This is a genomic window from Tateyamaria omphalii (assembly GCF_019802125.1).
Taxonomy (GTDB): Bacteria; Pseudomonadota; Alphaproteobacteria; order Rhodobacterales; family Rhodobacteraceae; genus Tateyamaria; species Tateyamaria omphalii_B.
Genome location: NZ_JAHVHT010000001.1, coordinates 1,646,424 through 1,672,369, shown reverse-complemented (window position 1 = coordinate 1,672,369; position 25,946 = coordinate 1,646,424). Strand labels below are relative to the sequence as shown.

Sequence of the window (25,946 nt, the reverse complement as noted above, 5' to 3'; positions counted from 1 at the left end):
TCCTCCCTAGTGTCGCCTCAGTTTTCGAGGTCTTTGAAATACGCGGCCAGTGCCGCGATCTCTTCATCGCCCAGCCGCCCGGCGATCATCTGCATGACCGGGTGGTTGCGCTTTTTCGTCTTGTAGGCGTGCATGGCGACGACGAACTGATCCTCGGGCCAGAGCGTGATGGACGGGATGCCGTCATCGCTGCCTGCCGCCTGGTGGCATGTGGTGCATTCGCCGCTCAGATACGCGCCGTATTCCGGGTCGCCCACGAGGGCGAGGATCGCCGGGTCTAGGTCGTGGTCGATGCCTTGTGCAGTCGGGTCAGCCTCGGGGATGTTGGCGGGGTCGTCGGAGTATTGGCGCAGGAAGGCGATGAGGTGTGTGCGGTCCTCGGCGCTTTTGAGGCCCGGGTAGCTCATCCGCGTGCCGCTGGTCATGGCGCGCGGGTTTTCGAGGAAGGTGTCGAGGGTTTCAGCATGCCATTCGAGGCCGCCTGCGCCTGCGCGCTGGAAGCTTTTGGAGTAGCGGAAGCCGTCGAGGCCTGCCGCCTTGCGTCCAAACAGGCCGTTGAGATGCGGGCCGCTGCGGTTCGTGGCCCCTGCGCCGATCTGGTGACAGCCCTTACATTGCTGGAAGAGCTTTTCGCCTTTTTCGACGTCGCCGGGGTCTGCGAGCGCGGGCAATGCGGCGAAGGCCGCCGCCGCCACATATGCGGCCAGTGTCCTCACTCGGTGAAGCTTTCGAGATAGGCGGTGATGGCGGTCAGGTCTTCTTCCTTTTTCAGACCGGCAAAGGCCATTTTCGTGCCTTTCATGTAGGCCTTGGGCTTGGCGAGGAAGGCGGCGAGTTCTTCGGCCGTCCAAGTGCGCCCTTCGGCGTTGGCCTCCTGGAAGACGTCGGAATACTTGAACCCATTCGCCGATCCCATGGCGCGGCCCATGACCCCGTTGAGTTGGGGGCCGGACTTGTGCTTGGCTCCGTCACCGACCGCGTGGCAGGCGGAGCATTTGCGGAAGACCTTTTTACCTTGTTCCAGCAGCGCGTCGCCATCGCTGACGGCTGCCTTCGTCACGGTTGGGGCAGGGGTAGCAGGTTGCGGTGCCGCCTCGGGGATGAAGGACGGGCCGGCGGCCGAGAAGGTGGGCAGGTCATCGACCGTTCGCGCGTGGTTCATGACCGAGTTCGATCCCCCCTCGGGCGGGGTTTCGACGAGGAAGACGGAACGCATGGTGACTGCAACCTCTTCCTTGCAGTTCTCCATGCAGGGTTCCGTCCGCCATTCGGCGTATTCCTGTTCGGCCCGATCATCCACGATGAAGCCGTCGGCGTTGTGCATGGGCACATTGAGGAACGTGTCGCGGCTGAGGACGAAATCATCGTCCACAAGGTCGTTGGAGTAGAGGATGTAGGCGACGATGGCGTAGGTGTCGTCTGGGGTCAGCGTGCCCGCCGCGCCGAAGGGCATGGAGCGGTGGACGTAGTCCCAGACCGTCGAGAGGTACGGCCAATAGCTGCCCACCGTCTTGACCGGATCCTTGTCGCCCAGCGTGTCAAAGCCGCCCGCGAGGACGGGCCAGTTGTCGACCCCTTCGGCAAAGTCGCCGTGACAGGAGGCGCAGTTTTCGACATAGACCTCTTCGCCCGTCCAGACATCGCCGCTGCCTTCGGGCAGGCCGCGCCCGTCGGGCAGGACATCGACGTCCCAGGCGGCGATTTCTTCCGGCAAGGCCGCACGACCAAGGCCCAGGCGCCCGTCGGTCTTTGGTGCGGGTTGCGTGGCACTGGCGTTCAGCAGTTGCGCCTGCGCGTTGGCTTGAATCTCGGCCACTTTGGCTTCCAGTTCGGCTGCGCGGGTGGCTTCGGCTTTGGCCTTGTCCGCGGCAGCACTTGCTTGTGCGTTCACCTGTTCGACCCGCGTTTCCAGCGTGTCGATCTTGTCGGCAGCGTAGTCGCGGTTCATCACGCCGAAGGCGACGCCCAGTACCAGTGCCGTGCCCCCGAGCGCGGGAAGGAGGAGGTTAGGAGACTTCGACATTCTCGGCGATCCCTTCTGCGTTCACGTACCAGGTCTGGATACAGTTGTTGTGGTAGACGGAGTTCTCGCCCCGTTTTTCGCGCAGTTGCGCCTTGGTCGGCTGGACATATCCGGTGTCGTCCATGGCACGGGATTGCAGCAGCATCGGCGCGCCGTCCCAATCCATGTCCAGATAGAAGCGGGTAAGGGCCTTGGTGTCGCCCTGCTTACCCAGACGGGCGGTTTCCCAGGTGATGCCGCCATCCTTGGACACGTCGACGCGCGTGATCTTGCCATGGCCGGACCATGCAAGGCCCGAGATAACGAGCGGCCCCTTGCCGTGGGTGATCGGCATTTGCGGGCTGGGGGAGGTGATGACGGATTTGGCGTCCATCTCCCACGTCCATTTGCGGGCGGTGCCGTCCTCCAGAACGTCGGTGTATTTCGAGGTTTCCTCGCGGCTTTCGACGGCCATGTCGGTCACTTCGATGCGGCGCAGCCACTTGACCCACATGTTACCTTCCCATCCCGGCACGACGAGGCGGACGGGATAGCCATGTTCCATCCGCAGCGCCTCGCCATTGGCCTTGAAGGCGACCAGCACGTCATCGAGGGCTTTTTCCATGGGGATCGAACGACCGTTGGAGGAGGCGTCGGCGCCCTCCACATAGACCCACTTGTCGGGGCTGATGTCTGCGCCCGCTTCCTGCAGCAGGGTCCGCAGGGGTACGCCGGTATATTCCATGTTGTGGATCATGCCGTGAGTGAACTGCACGCCGTTCAGCTGCGCGCCTGCCCATTCCATGCCGGTGTTGGCGGCGCATTCGCAGAAATAGACGTGGTTTTCGCGCGGGAAGCGCATCAGGTCGTCATAGGTGAAGACCAAGGGCTGATCGACAAGGCCGTTGATCATCAGGCGGTAGTCGGGTTTCGACAGCTCAATCGCGCCCGAGTGGTGCCGTTCGAACGCGCAGCCCTGCGGTGTGATCGTGCCGTCGAGCGCGTGGATCGGCGTGAAGTTGATGGACGAAATGGGGGAGGCGGTCAGCCATTCGACGTTGCGACGGACCACGTGGCTTTCGAAGCTGATCGGCATGCCGTAAGGTGTCTCATCGACGCCGACGCCAGTGTAGCTCGCCCAGTCCTGGAGTTCGGTGATCAGCGGGTCGGGGCTGTTTGCGGTGGCCGCACCGGCCACTGTGCCTGCGGCAACCGCGGCACTGCCACGCAGGAAAGCCCGACGGGAAGGTTTAAATGTGTCATCCATGGTGTTGAATCCCTTGGTTAAACGCCTGTGACTGTAACGCTGTTGTTGTCTGGTTTGACGGTGACGGTGCCCAGTTTGGCGATGTGATCTTCGACCACGTCCCAGATCTGCGGCCCTTCGGTGCCTTCGTTGACCGAGGCCCAGCCGGCGACCACGTAGTTGCGAGCCGGGTCGATGGGTTCGCCGGTCGAGAGTAGGGTCATGTCGCTGATCCGGCTGCCCTGCGGCTGGCTGACGTCGATGCTGTAGCCAAGCCCGCCGGTACGGACCATGTCGCCGCCCTGTTGGTAGTAGGGGTCGGGGTTGAAGATGTTGTCGGCCACATCCTCCAGCACGATTTTCAGGAATTCACCTGTCATTTCCGTGCGATAGGCCTTGCCATAGGTCATGGAGGTGACGTTGAAGATGTCTTCGCGCGTGATGTCCTGACCTGGGATGAGGGACGGCCCCCAGCGGACGCCGGGCGAGAGTGCGATCTCGGCGTCCCGTTCGGACAGAAGCGCGTCGCAGATTAGGTCATCCCACGTGCCGTTGAAGTTTCCGCGACGGTAGAGAAGGCTGTCGGTCTGGCCGATCACCTCCGACAAGTCGGCCTGGAACGGTGCGCGCTGCTCGTCGATCAGCGCGGCCATCTCGGCATCGGGAGAGATGACGTCGGAGAAGATCGGGATCAGTTTGGACCGGTAGCCCATCATCCGACCGTCGCGGATATCGAGGTCAATGCGCGTCACAAACTTCCCGTTCGAGCCGGAAGGGAAGATCAGTGTTTCGCCTGACAATACGGGTTCGGGCAGGGCGTCATGGGTGTGGCCCGACAGGATCACGTCGATGCCGCTGACGACCGTTGCCATCTTCTTGTCCACGTCAAAGCCGTTGTGGCTGAGCACGACGACGCATTCGGCACCGGCGGCGCGGACCTCGTCCACCATGGCCTGCATGTTTTCGTCCCGGATGCCGAACGCGTACTCGGGGAACATCCAACCGGGGTTGGCGATAGGCATGTAGGGAAAGGCCTGTCCGATCACGGCGATCTTGGTGCCGCCGCGTTCGAACATCTTGTAGGGCGGAAAAAGCTCGGTCGGTTCGTCCCATTCGACGTCAAAGATGTTCTGGCCGAGCGCTGCGAAGGGCAGGTTTTCGACCAACTCGTTCACGCGGTCGGAGCCGAGGGTGAATTCCCAGTGGAAGGTCATGGCGTCCGGTTCGAGCGCGTTCATGACGTTGACCATGTCCTGCCCTTGGGTCTTGAGGCAGGTGTAGGAGCCGTGCCACGTGTCGCCGCCGTCGAGCAGGATGGCGTTGGGACGGTCGGCGCGGATCGCTTTTATCACTGTGGCAACGCGGTCCATGCCGCCGACGCGGCCATAGCCTTGGGCGAGGGCGGAGAAGTCGCCGGAGGACAGGGCGTAGTGGCTGGGGCTGCCGTCTTCGATACCGTAGAGTTTTCGGAATTCCGCACCGGTCACATGGGGCACGGCCCCCTTGTTGCCGCCGACGCCGATGTTGATCGAAGGTTCGCGGAAATAGATGGGCTTGAGCTGCGCGTGGATGTCCGTGACGTGGATAAGGGACACATTGCCGAACGTGTCGAACTGCAAAAGCTGGTCCTGCGTCAGCTTTTGTTGCGCTGCCAGCCGCGCCCAATTGCCGAAACCCGATGTGCCCAGAAGGGCCGAAGCCGCCATACCTACTTGCAGAAAGTCACGCCGCGAGATCATCTGTGATCTATCCCTTTATACATATGCGTATGTTTGAATTTATACGCGAAGAAAAGGCCCCGCGCTGGAAAACGCGAGGCCCTTTGATTGGTTAGTTGCGCACCGACGGTGTTTCGACCGACAGACCCTCGCCGCGCGAGGCGAGGTAGAGCTCAAGCGCCTTGAACTCGTCGCCGCCCTCGGCAAAGGGGGTGGCGCGGATGTTCTTCATGCAGCCCTTGAAGCGCCCGTGGATCGAGTTCAGCTTGGCGTTTTTCAGACGGTAGGTCGGAAAGCCGTTGATCTGACCCTGGCTCAGGTGGTCGGCTCGGATCATCATGCCGTAATTGTCCTCGTGACAGTTCGAGCAGGACATATCGAGTTGACCAACGCGGGTGTAATACAGCTCCTTGCCCTGCTCCCAGAAGGGGGCGGCGTCACCGTCGATGGCAACATCCATGGGCATCCCGCGCGATTGCAGACCGATCAGGGCGGTGACGGCCGTCATCTGGCCGCCCGACCATTTCCATGGCTCAGCACCCATACGTTCAGTCCGGCATCCGTTTACCAGATCTTCCATCGCGACGAGTTTACCGTCCTGAACCTTGGGCAGTTGCGTGCGCAGGCCCGCGAAATCCTCGACATTCTCGTGGCAGGACGAACAGGCCTTGCCCTCGGTACCATCCACCTTGTCGAACAGATCAATGCCCTGATCCACAAAGACAAAAGCCGGGTTGTCGAAATCATCGGTTTCCAGCGCTTGCGTTTCGCCCGAGCGGAAGCGCCAGCCGGAGTAGATGGTGTCGAGGTTCTCCATATGGGCTGGGGCCGCAGCCTCGGTCACCATATCCTCACCCTCGATGCTCAGGCTGTTTTGGTCTTGGGCTGCGGCGGTGCTGGCAAGCCCTGCAACCACCACTGCAATCCATGGTTTCATGTTCATGTTATCCCTCCCTGGCTGACCCGTCCGGGCCTGGCTGGATCGTGTCCCCTTGTTGATCAGGAGACTTCGATCTTCTTCGATGTGTCGTAGACGTCGCCGTCATCGTCGTACCAGGTGAAGGTGAACTCACCAGATTCCGGCACGACCGCTTCGAACTGGAAATACGGGTTGGTCGAGATCGCCGGTTCGAGCGTCACGTCGATGACGTTCTGGCCGTTAAAGTCAGCCGTGAAGCGGTTGATGATCGAGCGGGGGATGACGTTGCCATCATCGTCCTTGCGCTGACCGCTTTCCATTTTGTGGCTGATCAGGGTCTTGATGGTGATCGTGTCGCCAGCCGAGGCTGTTTTGGGGACTTTTACGCGGGGTTTTACGCCGGATGCCATGTTTGTACTCCTCGCATCTCTGGGATCAGCCGCCGCAGCCGCCGATGGTCACTTTGACGTTGGCCGATGCCTTCTGAAACGATCCGTCTTCCATCTGTGCGATGGCGACGACGTTCTGGGTTGTGGCCAGGCGGATGCGTGTGGATGCGCTGCGCGAGGCGCTGAGCGGGCCAAATTTGAAGGTCGCCACGTTGGGCACCGGGTTGCCGTCGGCAAAGAGCGTGATGGCGACCGCACCGGGTGCGTCGACCTCGATCGGGACGGTGTTGCCGTTCTCGGCAATTTCAGGGGCAGTCAGGGTGATGGCCCCTTCGCCCAGGGCTGCACCGCCCGTCAGTTCGTTGATCGCGTCATCAGTCAGCGAGGCGAAGGCGGGCAGGGAGCCCATGGCCGTCGCAGCCACCCCGGCGGAGCTGATAATCAGCAGGTTGCGCCGTGTCAGTTTCATGTCATGTCTCCTCGGGTCTCGGGAAATTACAGCTCTTTGAGCGTCATCAGATAGGCGACCACATCCTCGACCTGCTGGGCGGTCAGGATGGATTGGCCGGCAAAGTCATCGAGCGGGCGGGTGTAGCCTGCATCGACGTAGAAGGCGGGCATGATCGTGCCCTCGAACATTATCTTGGAGTTGGTGACGATGCCGCGCAGTTCGGCCACGGTCCAACGATCCGCGACGCCGTCCATGGGTGGGCCAACTTCGCCGTGAAAGCTTTCTTCGGCCAGATCGGCGTTCATGTGGCAAGCGAGGCAATTGCCCTGCTTGCGGTTTGCGAACACCTTGCGGCCTTCGGCTGCATCACCGGGCTGGCCGGTCAACGACTGTTCGACAGTTCCGTCGACGAACGCCACAGCGGTTGGTTTCACGTCTTCTGCGATGGCCATCGTTCCAGCCATCAGTGCAGCAAAGACCCCTCCAAGTGCATGTTTCATGCGCCCTCCCTTGGTCGATTCTTGGCTTTGTTTTCCTGCACACTATCGTACACATTCTCGCGTACGCAACATCAAATTCAACTACTTGAATTTTTGTATCTGTTCGCAACCGCAGCAAGTGCCGCAAGATTTCGTTCGCAGCTGCAGCAACGCCTAGCCGTTCTGTTCTTCGAATTTGCGGGCGTGGTACTTCTGAAACGGCTCGTCGCTGTCATAGCCTTTCCCGACCACCCAGTTCAGCATGTTGAAGGTGGTCCAGCGGCCAAAAGCGCCCGGCATGTTGGCAACGGCGGCCTCGTTCGCCTTCTGATCGGCGCCGACCTCTTCAGGAAAGAAATAGATGTTCGGGGTAAACAGCGCACCCCACCGCTTCACCATGTCCTTCTCGGGCAGGGTGGTGCCGTCAAAATCGGTGACTTCCAGATCGCCGAACATGTTGATCTGCACGACAAAGAAGTTGTCCTCGATATACTGTTCGATCTCGGGGATGACGAACACCTCTTCGTGCATCTTGGTGCAGTAGATGCAGCCTCGCTGTTCGACCATGACCATCAAGCGCTTGCCCTCGGCATTGGCCTCTTCCAGATCCTCGGTCAGATCCTTGAACGTGTCGCGCATCCACGGTGTCTTGTGCAGCCCGTCGTCGCCCAGTTCGGCAGCGGCGACGGGCAGGGCGAGGGCAAGTGTGGTCAGCAAAGCAATCAGGTGTTTCATGGTCTCCTCCCAGGATTAACCAATGGCGCTGAACCACGGGACGTGTTCCAGCATCCATTGCGCGATGTAGTTGATGGAATTCGTGGCGATCAGGACGCCGAATAGGATCAAGAGCGCGCCCATCGCTTTTTCGATCAGGCCGAGGTGCCGGCGAAAGCGGGCCATCCACGACATGAAGGGACCGATGAACAGGGCGGCGGCGATGAAGGGCAGGGTCATGCCCAGCCCATAGACAAAAAGCAGGCTCGCGCCCTGGCTCGCTGTGTCTTGCCCCGCGGCGGTGAACAGGATGGCGGCGAGGACGGGTCCGACGCAGGGTGTCCAGCCAAAGGCGAAGGCGAGGCCAATGACGAAGGCGCCGAGCAACCCGACATTTGATGTGTTGCCCGCATCCGCGCGGAACTGGCGGTAGAGGAACCCGATCCGGACGACGCCCAGAAAGTGCAAGCCCATCGCGATGATGATGGCGGCGGCGATCCAGCGCAGGACATCGAAGTATTCACGGACCATCTGGCCAAACGCCGTGGCCGTGGCACCGAGGCCCATGAACACCGTGATGACGCCAAGCGCGAAACAGCAAGCAGCCAGAAACGCGCGCATGCGCACCTCGCGCGAAATCTCCGCCTCGGCCGAGATCTGGTTCATGCCGACGCCAGCGAGGTAGCTGAGGTAGAACGGCACGATCGGCAGGATGCAGGGCGACAAAAAAGACAGCAAACCGGCCAGCAGAGCGCCCAAAAATGTCACATCAAACATCGCCCCTGCGTCCCTTGTCTTGAGATATTCAAGAATTAGATTATGATTAATTGTCGAACGGCGTCAATCGGAGCAGTCTGTTGAAACTCTTACGCATGATGGCAGTGGCGGCCTTGGCGGGCCTGCCGCTGGGGGCTTGGGCGGACACCTATCTGCTGATGGCGGAAGAGGATGGATGTTATTGGTGCGGCAAGTGGAACGAAGAGATTGCGCACATTTATCCCAAGACCGCAGAGGGGCAGGCGGCCCCGCTGCACCGCTATGATCTGCATGCCGAAAAGCCCGATGTGGCGTTCACGCAGCGGGTGCATTTCACGCCCACCTTCGTCCTGGTACAAGACGGGGCAGAGGTGGGCCGGATCGAAGGCTATCCGGGAGAAGACTTCTTCTGGGGCCTGCTCACAATGATGTTCGAACGCGCGAACATTCCCTTGGAAAACAGAGGTTAACGCGGTATGTCGCTGGATATGTCAACGGAACCTGACACGCAAAACAACACGCCATCGCGCCTGCCTGTCTTCGACCCGGACATGTGTCCCGAGGACATGGAAAAGATGATGCGCAACGCGCAGGCCGCGTCGAACTTCCTCAAGGCGATCAGTCACGAGGGGCGCTTGATGATCCTGTGCCACCTCGTGTCGGGCGAAAAGTCAGTGACCGAGCTGGAGGATCTGCTGTCGGCCCGGCAGGCGGCTGTGTCTCAGCAACTGTCCCGCCTGCGGCTCGAAGGGCTGGTCAAGCCCCGCCGCGAGGGCAAAGCGATCTACTACAGCTTGACAGACGACCGACCCAAGCAAATCATGGAAGTCGTCTACGACCTGTTCTGCAGGGAAGACTGACCGCACGCTTCGCCCGCGTACGGTCTTCGGGAGGAAGCCTGTATGCTTGATGCGCTTGGAGAAGCGAACACCGTTGCTTTGATTGGACTTTTTGGCGGCATCGCCCTTGGTCTTGCGGCGCGGATCGGGCGGTTCTGCACCCTGGGTGCCTTCGAAGATGTGCTTTACGGCTCGGACGACAGACGCCTGCGCATGTGGGCGCTGGCCATCGGTGTTGCGATCATCGGCACGCATCTGGCCATTATGTTCGACCTGTTCGAAGCCTCCGAAGCTGCCTATCTCGACCGCGTCTGGAACCCGGCGGGCACCATCATTGGCGGGCTGGTGTTCGGCTATGGCATGGCACTCAGCGGCAATTGCGGCTACGGCGCTCTGGCGCGGCTTGGAGGCGGTGACTTGCGGTCCTTTGTGATCGTGATTGTGATGGGGCTGTCGGCCTATTTCGTGATGTCAGGGCCATTGGCACACGCCCGCGTCTGGTTGTTTCCGGTTGAGTTGGATGCAAGCAGCCCGCAAGGGCTGAGCCAGTTGATCGAGGCGCAGTTTGGCCTGTCATCAGCCATGACAGGGATCGTGATCGGCGCCTTGGTCGTTGCGGCTGGCCTGTCGAGCGCGCAGATGCGCCGGTCACCGCGGCACCTGTTTTGGGGCACGGTTGTGGGCCTTGCGGTGGTGTCGGGCTGGCTCGGTACCTATTGGGTGACAACGACAGGGTTTGAGCCGGAACCGATCGAGACACACAGCTTCGTGGCCCCCATCGGCGACACGCTGTTCTACATGATGACCGCGTCGGGCAACACGCTTTCCTTCAGCGTGGGTTCGGTCCTTGGTGTCATGATCGGTGCAGCACTCGGCTCGTATTCCAAGGGGCATTTCCGGTGGGAAGCCTGCGAAGACCCGCGAGAATTGCGGCGTCAGATCGGTGGGGCGGCGCTGATGGGCCCGGGCGCGATCCTCGCCGTGGGGTGCAGTGTGGGGCAGGGGATATCTGCGTTTTCAACGCTGGCGTTCAGCGCGCCCGTTGCCTTCGTCGCCATCTTCATTGGCGCGAGCGTGGGGCTGAAGCAGTTGATTTCCGGTTTCACTCCGGCGGAGTAGCCGCCGCTTACGCGGTTGCAGATACGCGAATAGGCTCCGGAGCCACATGCCCGACCATGGAGATCAATTCACGCAGATCGACCGGCTTGCGCAGGACCATGCGCGCGTTTCGGGTCATCGTGAACAACTCGCCCTTTGCGAACAACCCGCTTCCGGTGACATAGATCACCTCGGCGTCGGGGGCTGAATAGCCCGCGTAGTTGGCAACATCGGTGGACAATCCCCCATCCACCATCAGGTCAAGCAGAAGAACGTCAGGGCTGCAGCGGCGCAATTCATTCATGGCTTCTTCGTTATCGGACGCGATGTGCACTTCATGGCCTGCATCTTCCAGCGCTTCAGAGAAGGTGAATTGCAAACCGGGGTCATCTTCAAGAACCAGAACTACAGCCATGAACAACTCCGACTTCCTACGACAGACATCTATGCGTCTGGGGTTAAAAAAACATTTAACACAGCGTTCAATGTATGAAGAAGTAGGTAGCCGAAGAATTTTTCTCAGATTTTAGGAAATCTAAACCGATGGCTGTAAGTGTGGAAAAAGCAACGTAAAAGTGGCGCCACTCTCCCCGTCCGACGACGCGGAAATGCTCCATCCATGACGGCGGCACACTTCGGCGCAAGTCGACAGCCCCATACCCGTCCCGTCAATCGACATATGCAGGCGCCGGAACGGCAGGAAGATCGCTTCGCTTTCGCTTGGGTCAAAACCGCTGCCCGTATCTGCAATTGTTAGGCGATGCGTGCCGTCCGGCTCTGTATGCAAGGCGACATCAATGCGCAGCCTGCGATCGGGGTGACGGTACTTGATCGCGTTGCCCAGCAGGTTCGACAGCAACATCCGCAGAAGCGTCGGTTCCGCCATCACGGTCAAGGAGGGACATGCAATTCTCAGGTCGAACTCGCTCGGCGCCATACCGTTCTGCAGGTCCCGTCGCACGTCTTCCAGAACGACCTGCAGATCAACAGGTTCGGCAGCCACCTCGGCGGACACGGACCGCGCATGTTCCAGAAAGTCACAAGTCAGCGTGTCCATCTGCTCGGCCGCACGACGCATGACGTCGAGATACTGATGGGCCTTATCCGGCAAGTCATCGCCAAACCGCGTCTCGAACAATTGCAGCATGCCGGAAATCGTACTCAGAGGTGTGCGCAGATCGTGTGATGCCTGATGCGCAAAGGATTCCATGGCGATCAGGGATGCGTGCAGGTCGACAAAGCGCCCTTCAATCTCGACGAGGTCCTTGCGGGCCGAGATGCGGCGCTGATTCATTTGGCTCAACGCATCGGCTGCCGCTTTCAAATGGTCCTGTGTCAGCAAGTACAGGCGCTGGCCCAATGCGCTGGACCGCAGAAGCGCGACCCGAAACATGGTCGGGCGGACGGCGTTTGCGCCGTGCGACGTCACCATGGGAAGTTCCATCGAACTGCGGGCCGCGCCCTTTCTCAGCGTCTCCATCGTCTCTTCATGGGTCAGCTTGGTCAATTTATGGAGACCCATGCCGCGCAGCCCGTCCGGCATTTCATGTGTCGGCGGGCAATACATGCGCTCGGCACGCCGGTTGCACACCAGTACGCGGCCTTCCTGATCCAGCAGAAAACATGCATATGGCGAAGCAAGGAAGGCAGCGCTCAACGTATCTGCGTCCACGTCGGCATCGGCGGGCAGCAGGTTCAGCGCGCGATCCACATCCTGCGAATACCGGTTTTTCACAAAGCGTGCGGCAGGCATCATGTTCATGGAGTTCTGTTCCACTCGGTTCCAATGCGTTCAATACTGACCAGAGTTGGTGAACGGAGAGTTAACCGGTCGACGTGTCCTGAGCGGCGGGCTGCGTGTCGGCCAAGTCTATCTCGTTCAGGACACGCAAACTGCCAAAGACATGACTGATGCGGCCATCTTCCTCGGACCGAGCCCGGCCCAGGCATGTGCAAACGATGTGAACGCCCGTGTCTCCGGCCAATCTCACGGTGCGGTCAAAGGGATCCCCACGCTCGAGCACTGTTTGAAAGTCATTCGATAGAGCTTCGCGCTCATCTTCGATCACACGGGTCAGCAACGCTTCGACCGACGGGGTATGCCGGTCCGGGTTGAAGTCGAGTATCTCGTACATCGCCTTGCTCCACAGCCCGGTATTGTTCTCGATGTCAAAGGAGTAGAACCCGATCCCCAGATCGTCCTGAACGGCTTCGAGGCTGGACAGTTGAATGTCTCGTGCATGTCCGGCGGCTGAATCCCACGTAACGCCGACCATCTGCACAGGCTCCCCTTCGGAATCCCGGATCATCGTGATGCTGCCGGTGGTCTTTACGATGCGGCCCCCGGGGCCAAATATCCGCGCCTCGTATGTTTGAGAGGTGCCCTCCGCCAGCAGGTCGTCGATCATGGTGCGATAGGCGATCCGATCTGCAGGGTGGATCATTTGTATTGTGTCTTCCCATGTCGGCATGTCGCCGGAATCCGTGCGCCCATGCAGGGCGAACATGTCGGGCGACCAGGTCAGTTCCAGTGTATCGAGGTTATAGGACCAGTGGGCGATATTGCTGGCCTTGCTCATCATGTCGACGATCAGAGCCATCGGGTCGCTCACGTCCTTGGTGATCGTGATCGACAAGCCGATCAGCTTGCGATGCACATCGTGCACCGGTGACATCAGCATGGTGTAGTAGCGGCCGTGCGACAGGACGGGCAGGCGGCGCGGTTCCTGCACGCGCAGTACCGTGTTCGCGATGGGCGCCAGGGCAGGAAAGCCCGATGGCATGTTGCATTGGCTCAGGTGGATGCCGGTGGGTGGAATTTCTCCGACACCGAAGAATTCCATCGCCACGCGCGACATGCGACGCACCATCAGGGCCTGATCCGCGAGCGCGACAGCGTAGGGGGCCGAGGTCATCGTCGCTTCGAGTTCGGAGGCCAGTGCCTGCCGTTCGGCAGAACTGATCTGCAATTCCTCGTTGACGGTCAGCAACTCCTCGTTTGTGGATTGCAATTCCTCGTTCGAGGTTTCCAGTTCCTCGTTCGTGGCCTGGAACTCCTCATTGGTCGACTGCAATTCCTCGTTCGAGGATTGCAGTTCCTCGTTCGCCGTCTGCAACTCTTCGATCGTCTGTTGCAGGGCCTCCTGCGTCGACTTGATCTCGAGTTCCATCTTCTCGACATAGGCGCGATGGTCGAGATCCGCGATATCCTCGAGCGGTGTCTCGGTCACCTCTTCAAACTTGGCGTTGACGGCAATCAGGCATTGTGGCTCTCCGCCGCGCTGGCTGATGAAGGGGAACACCTGCAACTGCACCTGGTTGCCAACCGGCAGCGATACCCGGTGCCATCTGCCGGTTCGCCGGCCGTTGTTCCGTATGGCCACGGCCATGAGGCTCATTGCCTCGGTGCGGAGCGGATCAATCAGCATCCTCAGGTTCAAAGAGGTTGACGCACCCGCGCGGATTTCCATGAACGGGCTCAGATCGCCGAGCACCTCGATGATGTTGCCATTCTGCGTGCAGATCATGCCATTCGGGGCCACGGCGCGGGCAAGAGACAGGTCGCGATATTCGCTTTGCTCGGTCTTGGACTGTGCCTTGTCCCCTGCCGGATAGGCACGCATACCGCCCTTGTACCCACGAACAGTCGGTTCGATGGACAACTCGCCGGAGATGCCGCGACGCTTGATATAGACCTTGTCCGCCCCTTGGCGCCCTTCAAAGAAGACGCCCATTTCGCCCACGGTCTCGGACGTGCCGACAAACAGCAGGCCGCCTGCAGCCATGGCATAATGCAGGCGGCTCAGCACACGTTCTTGCAGCGCGAGGTTGAAGTAGATCAGCAGGTTGCGAATGCTGACAATGTCCACATTGATGAACGGCGGGTCCTGAAACACGTTGTGGTGGGAAAACAGCGTGACGGAACGCAGTTCCGGGCGCACCGTGATCTCGGTGTTTCCGACGCTGAAGTACTTGTTCAGCAACTTGACCGGAATGTCCGAGGCCGCCGCGATGGGGTAGATGCCCTTGCGGGCCACATCAATCGCGTTCTGATCAATGTCGGTGGCAAAGATCTGAACATTCCGCCGGGCCAGCATCTCGATCCCGCCCAGCACCTCCGCCAGAATGACGGCGATGGTGTAGGCTTCCTCACCTGTCGCACAGCCGACGACCCACACACGGATCGGGCCATCCTCGCGGCCATTCAACTGGGTTTCAAGCTCGCGCTGCAGTTTGTCGAACTGATCCGGGTCGCGAAAAAACCGCGTGACGGAAATCAGCAGGTCGCGGTGCAGCGCGTCGACCTCGGGCATGTTGGTGCGGCAATAGTCGACATAGTCGTCGTAGTTCTGGATGCCGAGGGCCGTCATGCGCCGCGCGATGCGGCGGTTCAGGGTGTTTTCTTTGTAGTCGGCGAAATCCACCTGGGTCCGGGCGAGCAGAATGCCGAACAATTCACCCAAGGGCTTGGGTTCGTCCTGCAGGCTGCGCAACCCATCAAGGTTGCGCGGTTGTGCCAGGATCTTTTCCAGGTGGGTCCCGATCTGTTCGGGCGACAGGGTCAGATCGATGCAGCCTGTTTCGATGGCTGATGTGGGCATCCCGTCATATTTCGCCGAAGCCGGGTCCTGCGCGATGGTGATGCCGCCGACCTCGCGGATGGCCTGTACGCCATAGCTGCCATCCGAACCGGTGCCGGACAGCACGATGCCCATGCAATTCTCGCCCTGCTCGTTGGCCAGGCTTTTGAACAGCCGGTCCGCAGATGGCTTGGGCGAGGCCGCGTGCCCGGACGGGTTGCGCAGGCGCAGAATGCCGCTTTCCAGCACCACATCCGTGTTGGGCGGGGTGACATAGATGTACCCACGCTCAGGTTCGGTTTCCGGACCGAGTTCCACGACCGGCAGACTTGTTTCCCGCGAAATCAGCGTCGAAAGGACGCTTTTGTGCGTGGGCGACATGTGCTGGGCAACGACGTAGACGGCATTGGCAGCCTGCGGCAGGTTCTGCACGAGCAGTGAAACGGCTTCGAGCCCCCCTGCGGAAGCGGCGATGCCGATAACACGCAATGGTTCGTTCGTTCCCGTATCAGTGGTATCAGTGGAAAGGTCTGTCGGCTGGTCAGGCGTATCCGCGCTCATCAAGTCCTCGGGTATTCGTGGCGGCTATGCGCTGGTCTCTATGGCTGGGTTAGTGCACGTGGCAATACTGATCGATCAATTCCATCAAATGCCCGGGTGATACAGGCTTGCTTGCATACCCGTTCATTCCCAGCTTTTCGATCACGTCATTGTCGTGGAAATCCACATCTGCGGTCACGGCAATGATCGGGACGGCGTTGGGCGGCACGCGGGTGCGAATGTAATTCGCGGCATCTATGCCCGACATTTCGGGCATGTGCAGATCCATCAACACCAGACCGTAGTCTTCCGGGTGTTCATCGAGCGTAGCGCACCCCTGTTTGCCATTTTCAGCAATGTCGACACCGACACCAAGCATATCAATCACTTCCTTCATCATGAAGCGACTGAACTGATCATCCTCGACCAGGAGTACTTTCTTTTGCTGTTGCATTGTACGTGTCCTGACCGACGGGGCGCACCGTCCAAAGGGCGCTAGAACATAATGTTAGCAAATAAATTACTGACCCACCATACCTTTGCAAAAAACGCCCTGCGACAGTTTATTTATCCCGTTCGGACGGGGGCGATCGTCACCACCGCAAATTTGCAGGAACCAGCGGCCCAAAGCCCTTGCGCACAGGCTTCACGCTGCATAGAAGGGCGCGAATTTACGAACAGCCCCCACTCAGGGGGCTTTAATGCTATGGGAGCACACATGCAGGTCACCGAGACGCTGAACGAAGGGCTGAAACGCGGTTACGCCATCACCGTGACCGCCGCCGAGCTGGACGACAAGGTCAACGAAAAGCTGACCGAGGCGCAGCCCGATGTCGAGATGAAGGGCTTTCGCAAGGGCAAGGTGCCGATGGCACTGCTGAAAAAGCAGTTCGGCCAGCGTCTGATGGGCGAAGCGATGCAGGAAAGCATCGATGGCGCCATGAACAAGCATTTCGAGGACAGCGGCGACCGCCCTGCCATGCAGCCCGAGGTCAAGATGACCAACGAGGACTGGAAAGAGGGCGATGACGTACACGTCGAGATGTCCTACGAGGCGCTGCCCGAGATCCCCGAGGTTGATCTGGGCAAGGTGTCGCTTGAGCGTCTGGTTGTGAAAGCCGACGACGCCGCTGTCGAAGAAACCCTTGGGTCGCTTGCGGAAAACGCGCAGGACTTCAAAGCCCGCAAGAAGGGCGCCAAGGCCAAGGACGGCGATCAGGTTGTCATGAACTTTGTCGGCAAGGTGGACGGAGAGGCGTTCGAAGGCGGCTCGGCCGAGGACTACCCGCTTGTACTGGGCTCCAACAGCTTCATCCCCGGCTTCGAGGATCAGCTTGTCGGCGCGGTTGCAGGTGAGGAAAAGGCCGTTACGGTCACATTCCCCGAAGACTACCAGGCCGAGAACCTCAAAGGCAAAGAGGCTGTCTTTGACTGCACCATCAAAGAGGTGAAAAAGCCGGTCGCCGCCGAGATCGACGATGAGCTTGCCAAGAAATACGGGGCGGAGGACCTGGACGGCCTGAAATCTCGCATCTCCGAGCAACTGGAAAGCGAATATTCCGGTGCCGCCCGCGCCGTGATGAAGCGCGCGCTGCTGGACCAGCTGGACGACCTCGTCAAGTTCGACCTGCCGCCCTCGCTGGTGGAAGCCGAAGCCAAGCAGATCGCCCACCAGCTGTGGCACGAGGAAAACCCGGACGTCGAAGGGCACGATCACCCCGAGATCGAGCCCACGGACGAGCACAACAGCCTGGCCGAGCGCCGCGTGCGCTTGGGCCTTCTGCTGGCCGAACTGGGTCAGAAGGCAGAGGTCGAAGTGACCGACGCCGAGATGAGCCAGGCGATCATGCAACAAGCGCGCCAGTACCCCGGTCAGGAACGCCAGTTCTTTGAATTCGTTCAGCAAAACGCCCAGATGCAACAGCAACTGCGCGCGCCCCTGTTCGAGGACAAAGTGGTGGACCACATTGTCGAAAACGCCACTGTGAGCGACAAAGAGGTCAGCAAGGACGATCTGCAAAAGGCCGTCGAAGCACTGGAAGAAGAAGACAGCTAAGCTGTTCTCTCAGATGCTATTGGATAAGGCCGCGCCACTGGTGCGGCCCTTTTCTTTTGGGTCCGGATTGGCGGCATTTTGCAGGCCCATGTGCTGCGTCTGTTGCACAGGTGGATGCGCGCCTATCTCGGTCATGTGTTTACTACGAAAGGACAGCACATGGCCCCATCGCTCACGCGTCTGAACCCTGAGACGCTGCCGGATCCCAGTGACCTCGGCTATTCGCAAATCTCGATCGCCGGTCCGGGCAGGCTGGCCTTCGTGTCTGGTCAGGTCGCCCTGTCCGCTGACGGAAGCGGGACACCGTCATCGCTTGACGGGCAGGTTGCACAGGTCATCGACAACTTGAACCACGCGCTTGCGGCTCTTTCGGCGACACCGCACGACATAGCCCAGATGCGCATCTACATGACGGACCTTGATGACGGAGCGATGTCGGTCGCCATGCCACCTCTCACGGCGTTCCTGCAGGGAGCACGGCCGAGCGTAACCGGGATCGGTGTTGCCGCCCTCGCGATGCCGGAGCTCAAGATAGAAGTCGAGATGGTGGTGCATTTGCCCGAGGAGACTTCAGGCTAAGTCAGAACGCACTCAGATCATAAAGCGTGTAACGGTTCCGCACCGGAAAGTCCGGGTCCTCTTCGAAGCGGACATCGCTCACAAGACACCCGGCGCCACAGATCAGTCGCGCCTCTTGGGCGCGGGCATCTATGTACCACAGACGCCCACCGGGCGTGGCGATGTATCCATCGGTGCCGTCCTCGATATCGGTGCGCATGTCGTCAAAGGACGGCACTTCGGTCAGGTATTCCGGGTCATAGGCCGCGTGGGTGTGGTAGGACGCCAACACAGTGACATTGCGGCCCGCACTTTGTGGTGGAAGACAGCTTACCGCGTCCCCGCGCCGCGCGGTGGTCGCCACGTAGTCGCCCGACGCATCAATCCCGATCAAGCCGCAATACTCGCGCCCTTCGTCAATCGACCGCACCTGCAATTCGTTGAACAGGTCGGTGGCAAAGGCGACTTCGGTGGCTGTTTGCGGGATGGGCCGCGGATCCATCACGATGTCGGCCACATTTACATCAGGGGGCAGGGCATCACAGGCCGCAGCGAGAAAGAGGCAAAGGCCGAGGTATCGTGTCATGTGGCGCAGACTGGCGGTGGGACCCACAAAGGTCAAACCGCATCGGCAAAGAAAAACCGCGCCCGGATGGGCGCGGCTTCAAATGCTTGTAAAGAGGGCTCGATCAGGCCTTTGGCTCTTCGTCGCCTTCGGCAGGGGCCTCTTCGGTGGCAATGCCAGCGGTCTCGGCCAGCTCTTCGTCGTCGGATGCGGCAGCACCGATGTCGTCGAACAGCTCCTGGATTTCGAACTCTGCAGCGGCTTCCTCTTCGGCGGCCAGCTCCTGGATCGACTTGCCCGAGGCTTGCAGCTCGGCTTCTTCTTCCGAGCGGGCCACGTTCAGCTTGATGACCACGTCCACTTCAGGGTGCAGGGTCACGTGCACGTCGTGCAGGCCCAGTTCCTTGATCGGGTTGGGGATCACAACCTGCTTGCGGTCCACGGTGAAGCCTTCGGCAGTTGCCACGTCAGCGGCATCACGCGGCGTGACGGAGCCATAGAGGTTCCCACCGTCGGAGGCTTGGCGAATCACGATGAACTGCTGGCCGTCCAGCTTTTCACCGAGGGTCTCAGCTTCTTTCTTGGTTTCGAGGTTGCGGGCTTCCAGCTGTGCTTTCTGCGCCTCAAAGTCTGCGATGTTCGCCTCAGACGCGACCAGCGCTTTCTTCTGCAGCAGCAGGTAGTTGCGGGCATACCCGGGCTTCACGTCAACGACGTCGCCCATCTGGCCCAGCTTGGCCACACGTTCGAGAAGGATAACTTGCATGTCAGTCGCTCCTTATTTCACGGCGTAGGGCAGCAGCGCCAGGAAACGGGCGCGCTTGATGGCACGGGCCAGCTCGCGTTGCTTCTTGGCCGATACGGCGGTGATGCGCGAAGGCACGATCTTGCCACGCTCAGAGATGTAGCGTTGCAGCAGACGCGTGTCCTTGTAGTCGATCTTGGGTGCGTTCTCGCCCGAGAAGGGGCACACTTTACGACGGCGGAAAAATGGTTTTGCGGCCATGGTTTAGCTCCCTTTCCTTAGCGGCGCTCGCGACGGCTGTCGCGTTCGTCACGTTTCTGCATCTGGATCGAGGGGCCTTCGGCGTGCTCGTCCACCTTGATCGTCAGAACGCGCATGACATCGTCATGCAGGCGCATCAGGCGCTCCATCTCCTGCACGGCGGTGGCCGGAGCATCGGTGCGCATATAGGCGTAGTGGCCCTTGCGGTTCTTGTTGATCTTGTAGGCCATGGTCTTCACACCCCAGTACTCGTTGTCCACGAGGGTGCCGCCATTGTCCGACAGGACGGTGCCAAAATGTTCGATGAGACCCTCGGCCTGCGTGTTCGACAGGTCCTGACGGGCAATCATCACATGCTCATAAAGAGGCATGGATAGTCTCCACTTCTATCAAGGCGCATTTCATAGACCGGTCCATCAAGGCCCTGCGGGACGGTCACGAGAGACTGCGCGGCAAAACGGGTTTGCAGGGATGCGCCCGTATACACCGTTGGGCCTGCGGTGCAAGGGCGGATTGGTGATCGGCCGTGTCCACGGCCTTTCCTTGGAGGGGCCGCAATTTTGTCACCTTTTGCGAACAGAAAAAGTGCGACCAACCTTGGGAGCACTGCCATGACTGCCACTTTCGACGCCACGACAGACACCAGCAGATCCGACGCGCCACGCGCCGGAGTGAACATGGACGCCGTTGCACATTTCGTCACACGCGCCGCCGGGGTAACTCTGACGCTCGCGGGCATCTGGGTCTGGCTGGAGCCGACCGCCCATGCCGGTGCAGATCTTGTCGCGATGAAGCTCGCCGTGTCGCTTGTTCTGTGCCTTGCCGGCTTCATGATCCTGCAGGAAGACCGCGCGAATGATACTTTTGAGGTCGAGATCGACCTGGTGCGCCGGGAAGTGCGCACCCTCACCGGAAGGGGCCGTCATCGGAAGGTCGCGGGCCGGGCCCCGATCTGCGATCTGAGCAAGGCAGAACTGCGCGACAATGCGGTGCAGCTCAAATCCGCAGATGACGACGTGCTTGCCGAGGTGTCGTTGACCGACCCCGACGTGCGCCGCAGCATGCTCGGCGCTTTGCGCGACGCCGGAAAACTCTAACACTTCAGGGCTGTGCTTTATGCGCATGGGCGATGTTCAGCCATGCGCACGATCTGTTGAGCGATGTGCAGTTGTCTCCGCGCCGATCTGCGACATTTTGTTCTCACACAGAAACTCTTGCGGAGCACGTCCCATGAAATCTCTTCTCCTCGCTACTGCGCTTGCCGCATCAGCATCCCTCGCCGCGGCGGCCGAGCGCTACACGCTCGATTCGAGCCACAGCCAGGTGCTGTTCTCCTACAACCACCTCGGCTTCTCGACGACCTGGGGTATGTTCTCGGGCTTTGAAGGCGAAATCATGTTCGACCAGGAAAACCCCGCAAATTCGAGCGTGACCGTGTCGATGCCCACCAAGTCTATGTTCACCGGTTGGGAGCAGCGCGACGGACACTTCATGTCGGACGACTTCTTTGGCGCTACGGATGAGGACCTGATAACCTTTACCTCCACCGCCATCGAAGTGACGGGCGAGGGTACGGCGAAGATCACCGGTGATCTGACCATGAATGACGTCACCAAGGAGGTCGTTCTGGACGCAACGCTGAACCAGGCGGGCGCCAACCCGCTCAACCAGAAGGACTGGGCCGGGTTCAACGCCACCACGACGCTGCTGCGTTCGGATTTCGGTGTCGGTGCTTTTGCCCCCGCAGTGAGCGACGAGGTTCAGGTGCAGATCTCGATCGAGGCGGAAAAGGCCGAATAAGGTTTCACCACTCACAGAACACGAGGGCCGCGCGATCCGTTCGCGCGGCCCTTTTCGTCTCTGCCGTTGCAGTGACGCGCCTGCGGCGCGACGTGATTTTATTCAGAAGGGCCTTTTCAGACCCTTCTGGGATATGCCTCCGGCGGTCGTATTTTGGGTCAGAAGAAACATGGGGACTGCGCTTGGTTGCCTCCGTCACTCGGGTGTTGCGCGGGTCGCGCTGAGCGACACGTTCACATCCACTGCAAACATAAGCGAGCTTTCGTCGGCCATGGTTTTGCCGATGTTGAAGTCGCGGCGGTCAAGTGTCAGCCCGCCCGTCATCGAGGCGGTGTCACCGTCAATGGAAAGCCCGAAGGGCAGGGTGATCGGCAGGGACTGCCCTTTGATCGTCAAGTTACCTTGCGCTTCGTAACCGTCGACGACCGGGACGATGTCGGCCGTGTAGGTTGCGGTCGGGAAATCCGTCGCGTTGAAGAAATCGGGGCCCATCGCCTGATCAGTGACAGAGCCGAGGGTGAGGGAGCCGATCGACACAGTCACCTGGACCGTGCCGGCAGTGCCGTTTTCGACCGTTTCGTCGAAGCTGATCGCAGCTGTCCAGTCGGCGAACTGCCCTTCGACCTCAGAGCCCAGTTGCGTAACCGTGATGCCGAGCGTGCCGTCCTGTACCTGCCAGTCGGATTGCACCTCCTCCAGTTCGGCAGCTGCCACCACGTCCCCATGTGGCGCATAGACGCCGAGCGCAGCGCCACCTGACAGGGCCAGGACCCAGAGGGCGAGAGCCGCGGTGACCGGGGCGGCGTGTTTGTGTTCGTGCGCTGTGGCGGGCACGTCCGTCTTGCCGAACCACATACGTTTCAGGGTCGCGTCCTTGTCGATGATGTGGTGTTTGAGGGCCCCGGCGATGTGAAGAAGCAGGGCTCCGGCCAGCACTTTGGTCAGCACCCAATGCGCGCCAGCCATGGCACCGGCCAGCGCTTCGGATTTTGGGACCAGCGGCAGGTTCTGGCCAAGCGGCCACCAGATCGGGGCGAAGCCGCTGGCGGCTGCATGGTGGATCCAGCCCGACAGGGGCACGACCACGAGGCTCCCGTACAGCAGCCAGTGCACCGTCTCCGCCGCGAGGCTTTCCATCTTGCGGTCGGGATGCAGCAGGCCGGGCTTGGGCTGGCTCAGCGCCCAGCCAATGCGCGCCAATGCGACGAAGAAGACAGCGATCCCCAACGTCTTGTGCAAGCTGAAGAGCCACGCCGCGCGTGCGATCAATTCATCTGCCGGTGCGGTGGTGGCCTGGATTTGGTAGGCCATGTTGTTGGCGACAAGTCCGAGCGGGATCAGCGTGATGATCAGAAGGGCGGTCAGCCAGTGGAAGGTCTTGGTCAGGCTGCCGTAGCGGTCAGCGGTATTGGCGAGGGCCATGTGCGGTCTCCGAGCGTGTGTATCGGTGTAACACCTTTGGTGCCAATGTTATGCATTCGCGCAATAGAACAACCTGCGATTGGCGCACATGTGCCGTGCGTCACTCTCTTGTCTGGCACGGGCACTGCCATTACACCCGGCGGGGAGCAGGACCTAAAAACAGGGGGGCAGGCCATGAGTGTGGCGTTCGTATTTCCGGGGCAGGGCGCCCAAACGGTGGGCATGGGCAAGCTATTGGCCGAGACCTATCCCGCAGCGCAGGCTGTGTTCGACGAAGTGGACGAGGCGCTGGGCGAGAAGCTGAGCGCGCTGATCTGGGAGGGGGAGCAGGATACGCTGACCCTGACCCAGAATGCGCAACCTGCTCTGATGGCCACATCCATCGCCGCGATGCGCGCGCTCGAGGCTGAAGGGATCACGATCAACAAGGCCAGCTTCGTGGCCGGCCATTCCTTGGGTGAATACTCCGCACTCTGCGCCGCCGGAGCGCTCAGTGTGGCTGATACGGCTCGACTGCTGCGGACGCGCGGCAAAGCCATGCAAGAGGCAGTGCCGGTGGGCGTCGGCGCCATGGCGGCACTTCTGGGTCTCGATTTCGAAACCGCGACCGAGGTGGCGACCGAAGCTGCTGGTGGTGAGGTTTGCCAGGCCGCCAATGACAATGACCCCAGCCAGGTCGTGGTCTCGGGCCACAAGGGTGCCGTCGAGCGCGCCGTCGAGATCGCAAAGACCAAGGGTGCCAAGCGCGCCGTGATGCTGCCGGTCTCCGCCCCGTTCCATTGCAGCCTGATGGAGCCCGCCGCCGCGGTGATGGCCGAAGCGCTGAGCCATGTGGACATCAATGACCCCGCCGTGCCTGTGATCCCCAACGTCACGGCCCAGAGCTGCCAAAGTGCCACGCTCGTGCGCCGCCATCTGGTCGATCAGGTCACCGGCTCGGTCCGTTGGCGCGAAAGCGTCATGTACATGGCTGCCGAGGGCGTGACCGAGATCTGGGAAGTCGGCGCGGGCAAGGCGCTGTCAGGGATGATCCGACGCATTGATCGCTCCATCGCCACGCGCGCCGTGGGCACGCCGGACGATGTAAAGGCCGCACTGGATGGCTGATCTGGTCACCCTCCCGGCGCAGATGCTGGGCGGTGTGATCGACACCCTGCCATTTGCCAAACGCTTCCAGTTGATCCCGGATGTGTTCGGACGGATGGATTCGGCGTTGGGGCAGGCGGGTATCTTCTTTGCTGGGCCGCAGACGGCGCTCTACCGGGTAGACGGGGATGATATGGAGATACGGATCGGGGTCAGCCTGCCCAAGCGCCTGCCGGGGTTCACAATGTTCGATGTGGCCGAAACGCGGGCGCTGCACGTGCGCCATCACGGCGCCTTCGACACGCTGCCGCGCGTCTACCAGGCGCTCTCGGCAGAGGTCGAGGCGCAGGGCCTGACCCGCACCGGATGGGCGCGCGAGGTCTACCGGTTCATGGCCAAAGACTCTTCCCTGAATATCTGCGATGTCTACATGGATGTCGCCACAGCTTGAAGAAATGAGGTTCAAATGTTTGATCTGACAGGAAAATCAGCGCTGATCACCGGCGCATCGGGTGGCATCGGGGCCGAGATTGCGCGCACCCTTCACGCCGCAGGTGCGACCGTCGGGCTGAGCGGCACACGTACCGACCCGCTTGAGGCGCTGGCCGGAGAGCTTGGCGAACGGGCACACGTTCTGCCCTGCAACCTCAGCGATGCCGAGGCGGTTGACGCCTTGCCGAAACAGGCCATCGAAGCCATGGGCGCGGTGGACATCCTGGTCAACAACGCCGGGATCACGCGCGACAACATCTTCATGCGCATGTCGGATGAGGAATGGCAGTCGGTGATCGACGTGAACCTCACTTCCACCTTCAAGCTCTGCAAGGGTGTGATGCGCGGCATGATGAAATCGCGCTGGGGGCGGATCGTGAATATCTCGTCGGTTGTCGGGGCTACGGGCAACCCTGGTCAGGCGAATTATGCGGCGTCCAAGGCTGGGATGGTTGGCATGTCCAAATCGCTGGCTTACGAGGTGGCAAGCCGAGGGATCACCGTGAACGCTGTTGCGCCGGGGTTCATTGCCACGGCGATGACCGACAAACTGACAGACGACCAAAAGTCTGGAATCATGGGCCAAATCCCTGCCGGTCGGATGGGGGAGGCGCATGAAATCGCCGCGGCGACGCTGTATCTTGCCAGCCCCGAGGCGGCCTACGTCACCGGCACCACCTTGCACGTCAACGGCGGCATGGCCATGTTGTAGGCGCTAACACGCTGCGTATTGCCATCTTATCGGGATGTGCTATAGGCGGCGCAGATTCCGGCAGCGGGCCACCATTCGGCCCAATGTCTCACCGCCCCAAGGGGGCAAGACCAGAGCCCTGCTTGCACGGGGACACCACTTGGGGGCGTGACTATCTGCCCCGGCAAAATGAGGACAGTCATATGAGCGACATCGCCGATCGCGTGAAAAAGATCGTTGTGGAACACCTGGGCGTTGACGAAGACAAGGTCAGCGAAAACGCGTCCTTCATCGACGATCTGGGCGCCGACAGCCTGGACACCGTGGAACTGGTGATGGCCTTCGAAGAAGAATTCGGCATCGAGATCCCCGATGACGCGGCCGAAACCATCCAGACCTTCGGCGACGCAGTGGGCTTCATCACCAAAGCCTCTTAAGTCATTCAGGTGTATGCCTGATCAAACGGCGTTCTTCTTCGCGGAAGGGCGCCGTTTTTTCATGTCCGTGCGATGGTCTCTTGCCTTTGATGTCCCCACGGG

The 25,946-nt window shown here is 60.6% G+C and carries 30 protein-coding genes; 11 read left to right on the top strand and 19 right to left on the bottom strand.

Annotated elements, in window-relative coordinates:
- Positions 1–17 precede the first annotated feature (17 nt).
- From KUV51_RS08360 to KUV51_RS08315, 10 genes are all read right to left on the bottom strand, one after another.
- Entirely contained in the window at positions 18–716 is a 699-nt protein-coding gene (locus KUV51_RS08360; protein ID WP_222521074.1) for a c-type cytochrome, read from the bottom strand.
- Entirely contained in the window at positions 713–2,023 is a 1,311-nt protein-coding gene (locus tag KUV51_RS08355) for a c-type cytochrome (RefSeq protein ID WP_222521073.1), read from the bottom strand. The genes KUV51_RS08360 and KUV51_RS08355 overlap by 4 nt, the downstream gene beginning before the upstream one ends.
- Positions 2,007–3,269 carry a sulfite dehydrogenase gene (soxC, locus tag KUV51_RS08350; protein ID WP_222521072.1) on the bottom strand — a complete coding sequence of 421 codons (1,263 nt, stop codon included), beginning with the start codon at positions 3,267–3,269 and terminating at the stop codon, positions 2,007–2,009. Before soxC ends, KUV51_RS08355 begins: the two co-directional genes overlap by 17 nt.
- 17 nt (positions 3,270–3,286) lie before the next feature.
- Positions 3,287–4,987, bottom strand: coding sequence for a thiosulfohydrolase SoxB (gene soxB / locus KUV51_RS08345; RefSeq protein ID WP_222521071.1), 1,701 nt, complete (start codon positions 4,985–4,987; stop codon positions 3,287–3,289).
- 91 nt (positions 4,988–5,078) lie between these two features.
- Complete coding sequence (gene soxA, locus KUV51_RS08340; RefSeq protein WP_222521070.1) at positions 5,079–5,909, bottom strand: sulfur oxidation c-type cytochrome SoxA; 831 nt, start codon at positions 5,907–5,909, stop codon at positions 5,079–5,081.
- A gap of 56 nt (positions 5,910–5,965) precedes the next feature.
- Positions 5,966–6,295: a thiosulfate oxidation carrier complex protein SoxZ gene (gene soxZ / locus KUV51_RS08335; RefSeq protein ID WP_222521069.1), complete on the bottom strand. Its 330-nt coding sequence runs from the start codon at positions 6,293–6,295 to the stop codon at positions 5,966–5,968.
- A gap of 25 nt (positions 6,296–6,320) precedes the next feature.
- Positions 6,321–6,743, bottom strand: coding sequence for a thiosulfate oxidation carrier protein SoxY (soxY, locus tag KUV51_RS08330; RefSeq protein WP_222521068.1), 423 nt, complete (start codon positions 6,741–6,743; stop codon positions 6,321–6,323).
- Between the two features lie 26 nt (positions 6,744–6,769).
- Positions 6,770–7,225, bottom strand: coding sequence for a sulfur oxidation c-type cytochrome SoxX (gene soxX, locus KUV51_RS08325; protein WP_222521067.1), 456 nt, complete (start codon positions 7,223–7,225; stop codon positions 6,770–6,772).
- A gap of 153 nt (positions 7,226–7,378) precedes the next feature.
- A complete protein-coding gene (locus tag KUV51_RS08320; RefSeq protein ID WP_222521066.1) occupies positions 7,379–7,939 on the bottom strand; it encodes a SoxW family protein in 561 nt (186 codons plus the stop codon).
- 15 nt (positions 7,940–7,954) lie between these two features.
- Positions 7,955–8,695 (bottom strand): cytochrome c biogenesis CcdA family protein, encoded by a 741-nt coding sequence (locus tag KUV51_RS08315; protein WP_222521065.1) that lies wholly within the window; start codon positions 8,693–8,695, stop codon positions 7,955–7,957.
- Positions 8,696–8,790: 95 nt separating this feature from the next.
- Between KUV51_RS08315 and KUV51_RS08310 the strand changes: the two genes are divergently transcribed.
- From KUV51_RS08310 to KUV51_RS08300, 3 genes are read left to right on the top strand one after another with little or no spacing between them, the layout of a single operon-like run.
- Positions 8,791–9,144: a hypothetical protein gene (locus tag KUV51_RS08310; RefSeq protein ID WP_261385748.1), complete on the top strand. Its 354-nt coding sequence runs from the start codon at positions 8,791–8,793 to the stop codon at positions 9,142–9,144.
- A gap of 6 nt (positions 9,145–9,150) precedes the next feature.
- Entirely contained in the window at positions 9,151–9,534 is a 384-nt protein-coding gene (locus KUV51_RS08305; protein ID WP_410001062.1) for an ArsR/SmtB family transcription factor, read from the top strand.
- Between the two features lie 42 nt (positions 9,535–9,576).
- Positions 9,577–10,632 (top strand): YeeE/YedE family protein, encoded by a 1,056-nt coding sequence (locus KUV51_RS08300; protein WP_222521064.1) that lies wholly within the window; start codon positions 9,577–9,579, stop codon positions 10,630–10,632.
- Between the two features lie 7 nt (positions 10,633–10,639).
- Here KUV51_RS08300 and KUV51_RS08295 read toward each other — a convergent pair whose 3' ends face one another.
- The 4 genes from KUV51_RS08295 to KUV51_RS08280 form a co-directional block, all read right to left on the bottom strand.
- Entirely contained in the window at positions 10,640–11,026 is a 387-nt protein-coding gene (locus KUV51_RS08295; protein WP_222521063.1) for a response regulator, read from the bottom strand.
- A 120-nt stretch (positions 11,027–11,146) separates the two neighbouring features.
- Entirely contained in the window at positions 11,147–12,373 is a 1,227-nt protein-coding gene (locus tag KUV51_RS08290) for a sensor histidine kinase (protein WP_222521062.1), read from the bottom strand.
- A gap of 61 nt (positions 12,374–12,434) precedes the next feature.
- Positions 12,435–15,752: a chemotaxis protein CheB gene (locus KUV51_RS08285; RefSeq protein ID WP_222521061.1), complete on the bottom strand. Its 3,318-nt coding sequence runs from the start codon at positions 15,750–15,752 to the stop codon at positions 12,435–12,437.
- A 49-nt stretch (positions 15,753–15,801) separates the two neighbouring features.
- A complete protein-coding gene (locus KUV51_RS08280) occupies positions 15,802–16,185 on the bottom strand; it encodes a response regulator (protein ID WP_222521060.1) in 384 nt (127 codons plus the stop codon).
- Positions 16,186–16,449: 264 nt separating this feature from the next.
- Here KUV51_RS08280 and tig point away from each other — a divergent pair, with 264 nt between their 5' ends.
- Together tig and KUV51_RS08270 are read left to right on the top strand one after the other, a co-directional pair.
- Positions 16,450–17,787: a trigger factor gene (gene tig / locus KUV51_RS08275; RefSeq protein ID WP_222521059.1), complete on the top strand. Its 1,338-nt coding sequence runs from the start codon at positions 16,450–16,452 to the stop codon at positions 17,785–17,787.
- Between the two features lie 159 nt (positions 17,788–17,946).
- Entirely contained in the window at positions 17,947–18,366 is a 420-nt protein-coding gene (locus KUV51_RS08270) for a RidA family protein (protein ID WP_222521058.1), read from the top strand.
- A gap of 1 nt (position 18,367) precedes the next feature.
- Here the strand turns inward: KUV51_RS08270 and KUV51_RS08265 are convergent, their stop codons facing one another.
- The 4 genes from KUV51_RS08265 to rpsF all read right to left on the bottom strand — a co-directional run bounded on the left by KUV51_RS08265 (position 18,368) and on the right by rpsF (position 20,287).
- On the bottom strand, positions 18,368–18,931 hold the full coding sequence (locus KUV51_RS08265) for a DUF4329 domain-containing protein (RefSeq protein ID WP_222521057.1): 564 nt from the start codon (positions 18,929–18,931) through the stop codon (positions 18,368–18,370).
- A gap of 103 nt (positions 18,932–19,034) precedes the next feature.
- A complete protein-coding gene (rplI, locus tag KUV51_RS08260) occupies positions 19,035–19,676 on the bottom strand; it encodes a 50S ribosomal protein L9 (RefSeq protein WP_222521056.1) in 642 nt (213 codons plus the stop codon).
- 12 nt (positions 19,677–19,688) lie between these two features.
- Positions 19,689–19,916, bottom strand: coding sequence for a 30S ribosomal protein S18 (gene rpsR, locus KUV51_RS08255; protein WP_005608650.1), 228 nt, complete (start codon positions 19,914–19,916; stop codon positions 19,689–19,691).
- Between the two features lie 17 nt (positions 19,917–19,933).
- Positions 19,934–20,287, bottom strand: coding sequence for a 30S ribosomal protein S6 (gene rpsF / locus KUV51_RS08250; protein ID WP_147104055.1), 354 nt, complete (start codon positions 20,285–20,287; stop codon positions 19,934–19,936).
- 240 nt (positions 20,288–20,527) lie between these two features.
- On the opposite strand from rpsF, the gene KUV51_RS08245 reads away from it, so the two are divergent.
- Both KUV51_RS08245 and KUV51_RS08240 read left to right on the top strand, forming a co-directional pair.
- On the top strand, positions 20,528–21,013 hold the full coding sequence (locus KUV51_RS08245) for a hypothetical protein (RefSeq protein ID WP_222521055.1): 486 nt from the start codon (positions 20,528–20,530) through the stop codon (positions 21,011–21,013).
- A 133-nt stretch (positions 21,014–21,146) separates the two neighbouring features.
- Positions 21,147–21,716: a YceI family protein gene (locus KUV51_RS08240; protein ID WP_222521054.1), complete on the top strand. Its 570-nt coding sequence runs from the start codon at positions 21,147–21,149 to the stop codon at positions 21,714–21,716.
- 195 nt (positions 21,717–21,911) lie between these two features.
- Here the strand turns inward: KUV51_RS08240 and KUV51_RS08235 are convergent, their stop codons facing one another.
- On the bottom strand, positions 21,912–23,138 hold the full coding sequence (locus tag KUV51_RS08235) for a cytochrome b/b6 domain-containing protein (protein WP_222521053.1): 1,227 nt from the start codon (positions 23,136–23,138) through the stop codon (positions 21,912–21,914).
- A gap of 174 nt (positions 23,139–23,312) precedes the next feature.
- On the opposite strand from KUV51_RS08235, the gene fabD reads away from it, so the two are divergent.
- From fabD to KUV51_RS08215, 4 genes are all read left to right on the top strand, one after another.
- On the top strand, positions 23,313–24,245 hold the full coding sequence (fabD, locus tag KUV51_RS08230; RefSeq protein ID WP_222521052.1) for an ACP S-malonyltransferase: 933 nt from the start codon (positions 23,313–23,315) through the stop codon (positions 24,243–24,245).
- Positions 24,238–24,675 carry a hypothetical protein gene (locus KUV51_RS08225; protein WP_222521051.1) on the top strand — a complete coding sequence of 146 codons (438 nt, stop codon included), beginning with the start codon at positions 24,238–24,240 and terminating at the stop codon, positions 24,673–24,675. The genes fabD and KUV51_RS08225 overlap by 8 nt, the downstream gene beginning before the upstream one ends.
- 15 nt (positions 24,676–24,690) lie before the next feature.
- Positions 24,691–25,428 carry a 3-oxoacyl-[acyl-carrier-protein] reductase gene (gene fabG / locus KUV51_RS08220; protein ID WP_222521050.1) on the top strand — a complete coding sequence of 246 codons (738 nt, stop codon included), beginning with the start codon at positions 24,691–24,693 and terminating at the stop codon, positions 25,426–25,428.
- A 182-nt stretch (positions 25,429–25,610) separates the two neighbouring features.
- A complete protein-coding gene (locus KUV51_RS08215; protein ID WP_039687539.1) occupies positions 25,611–25,844 on the top strand; it encodes an acyl carrier protein in 234 nt (77 codons plus the stop codon).
- Positions 25,845–25,946: the final 102 nt, after the last annotated feature.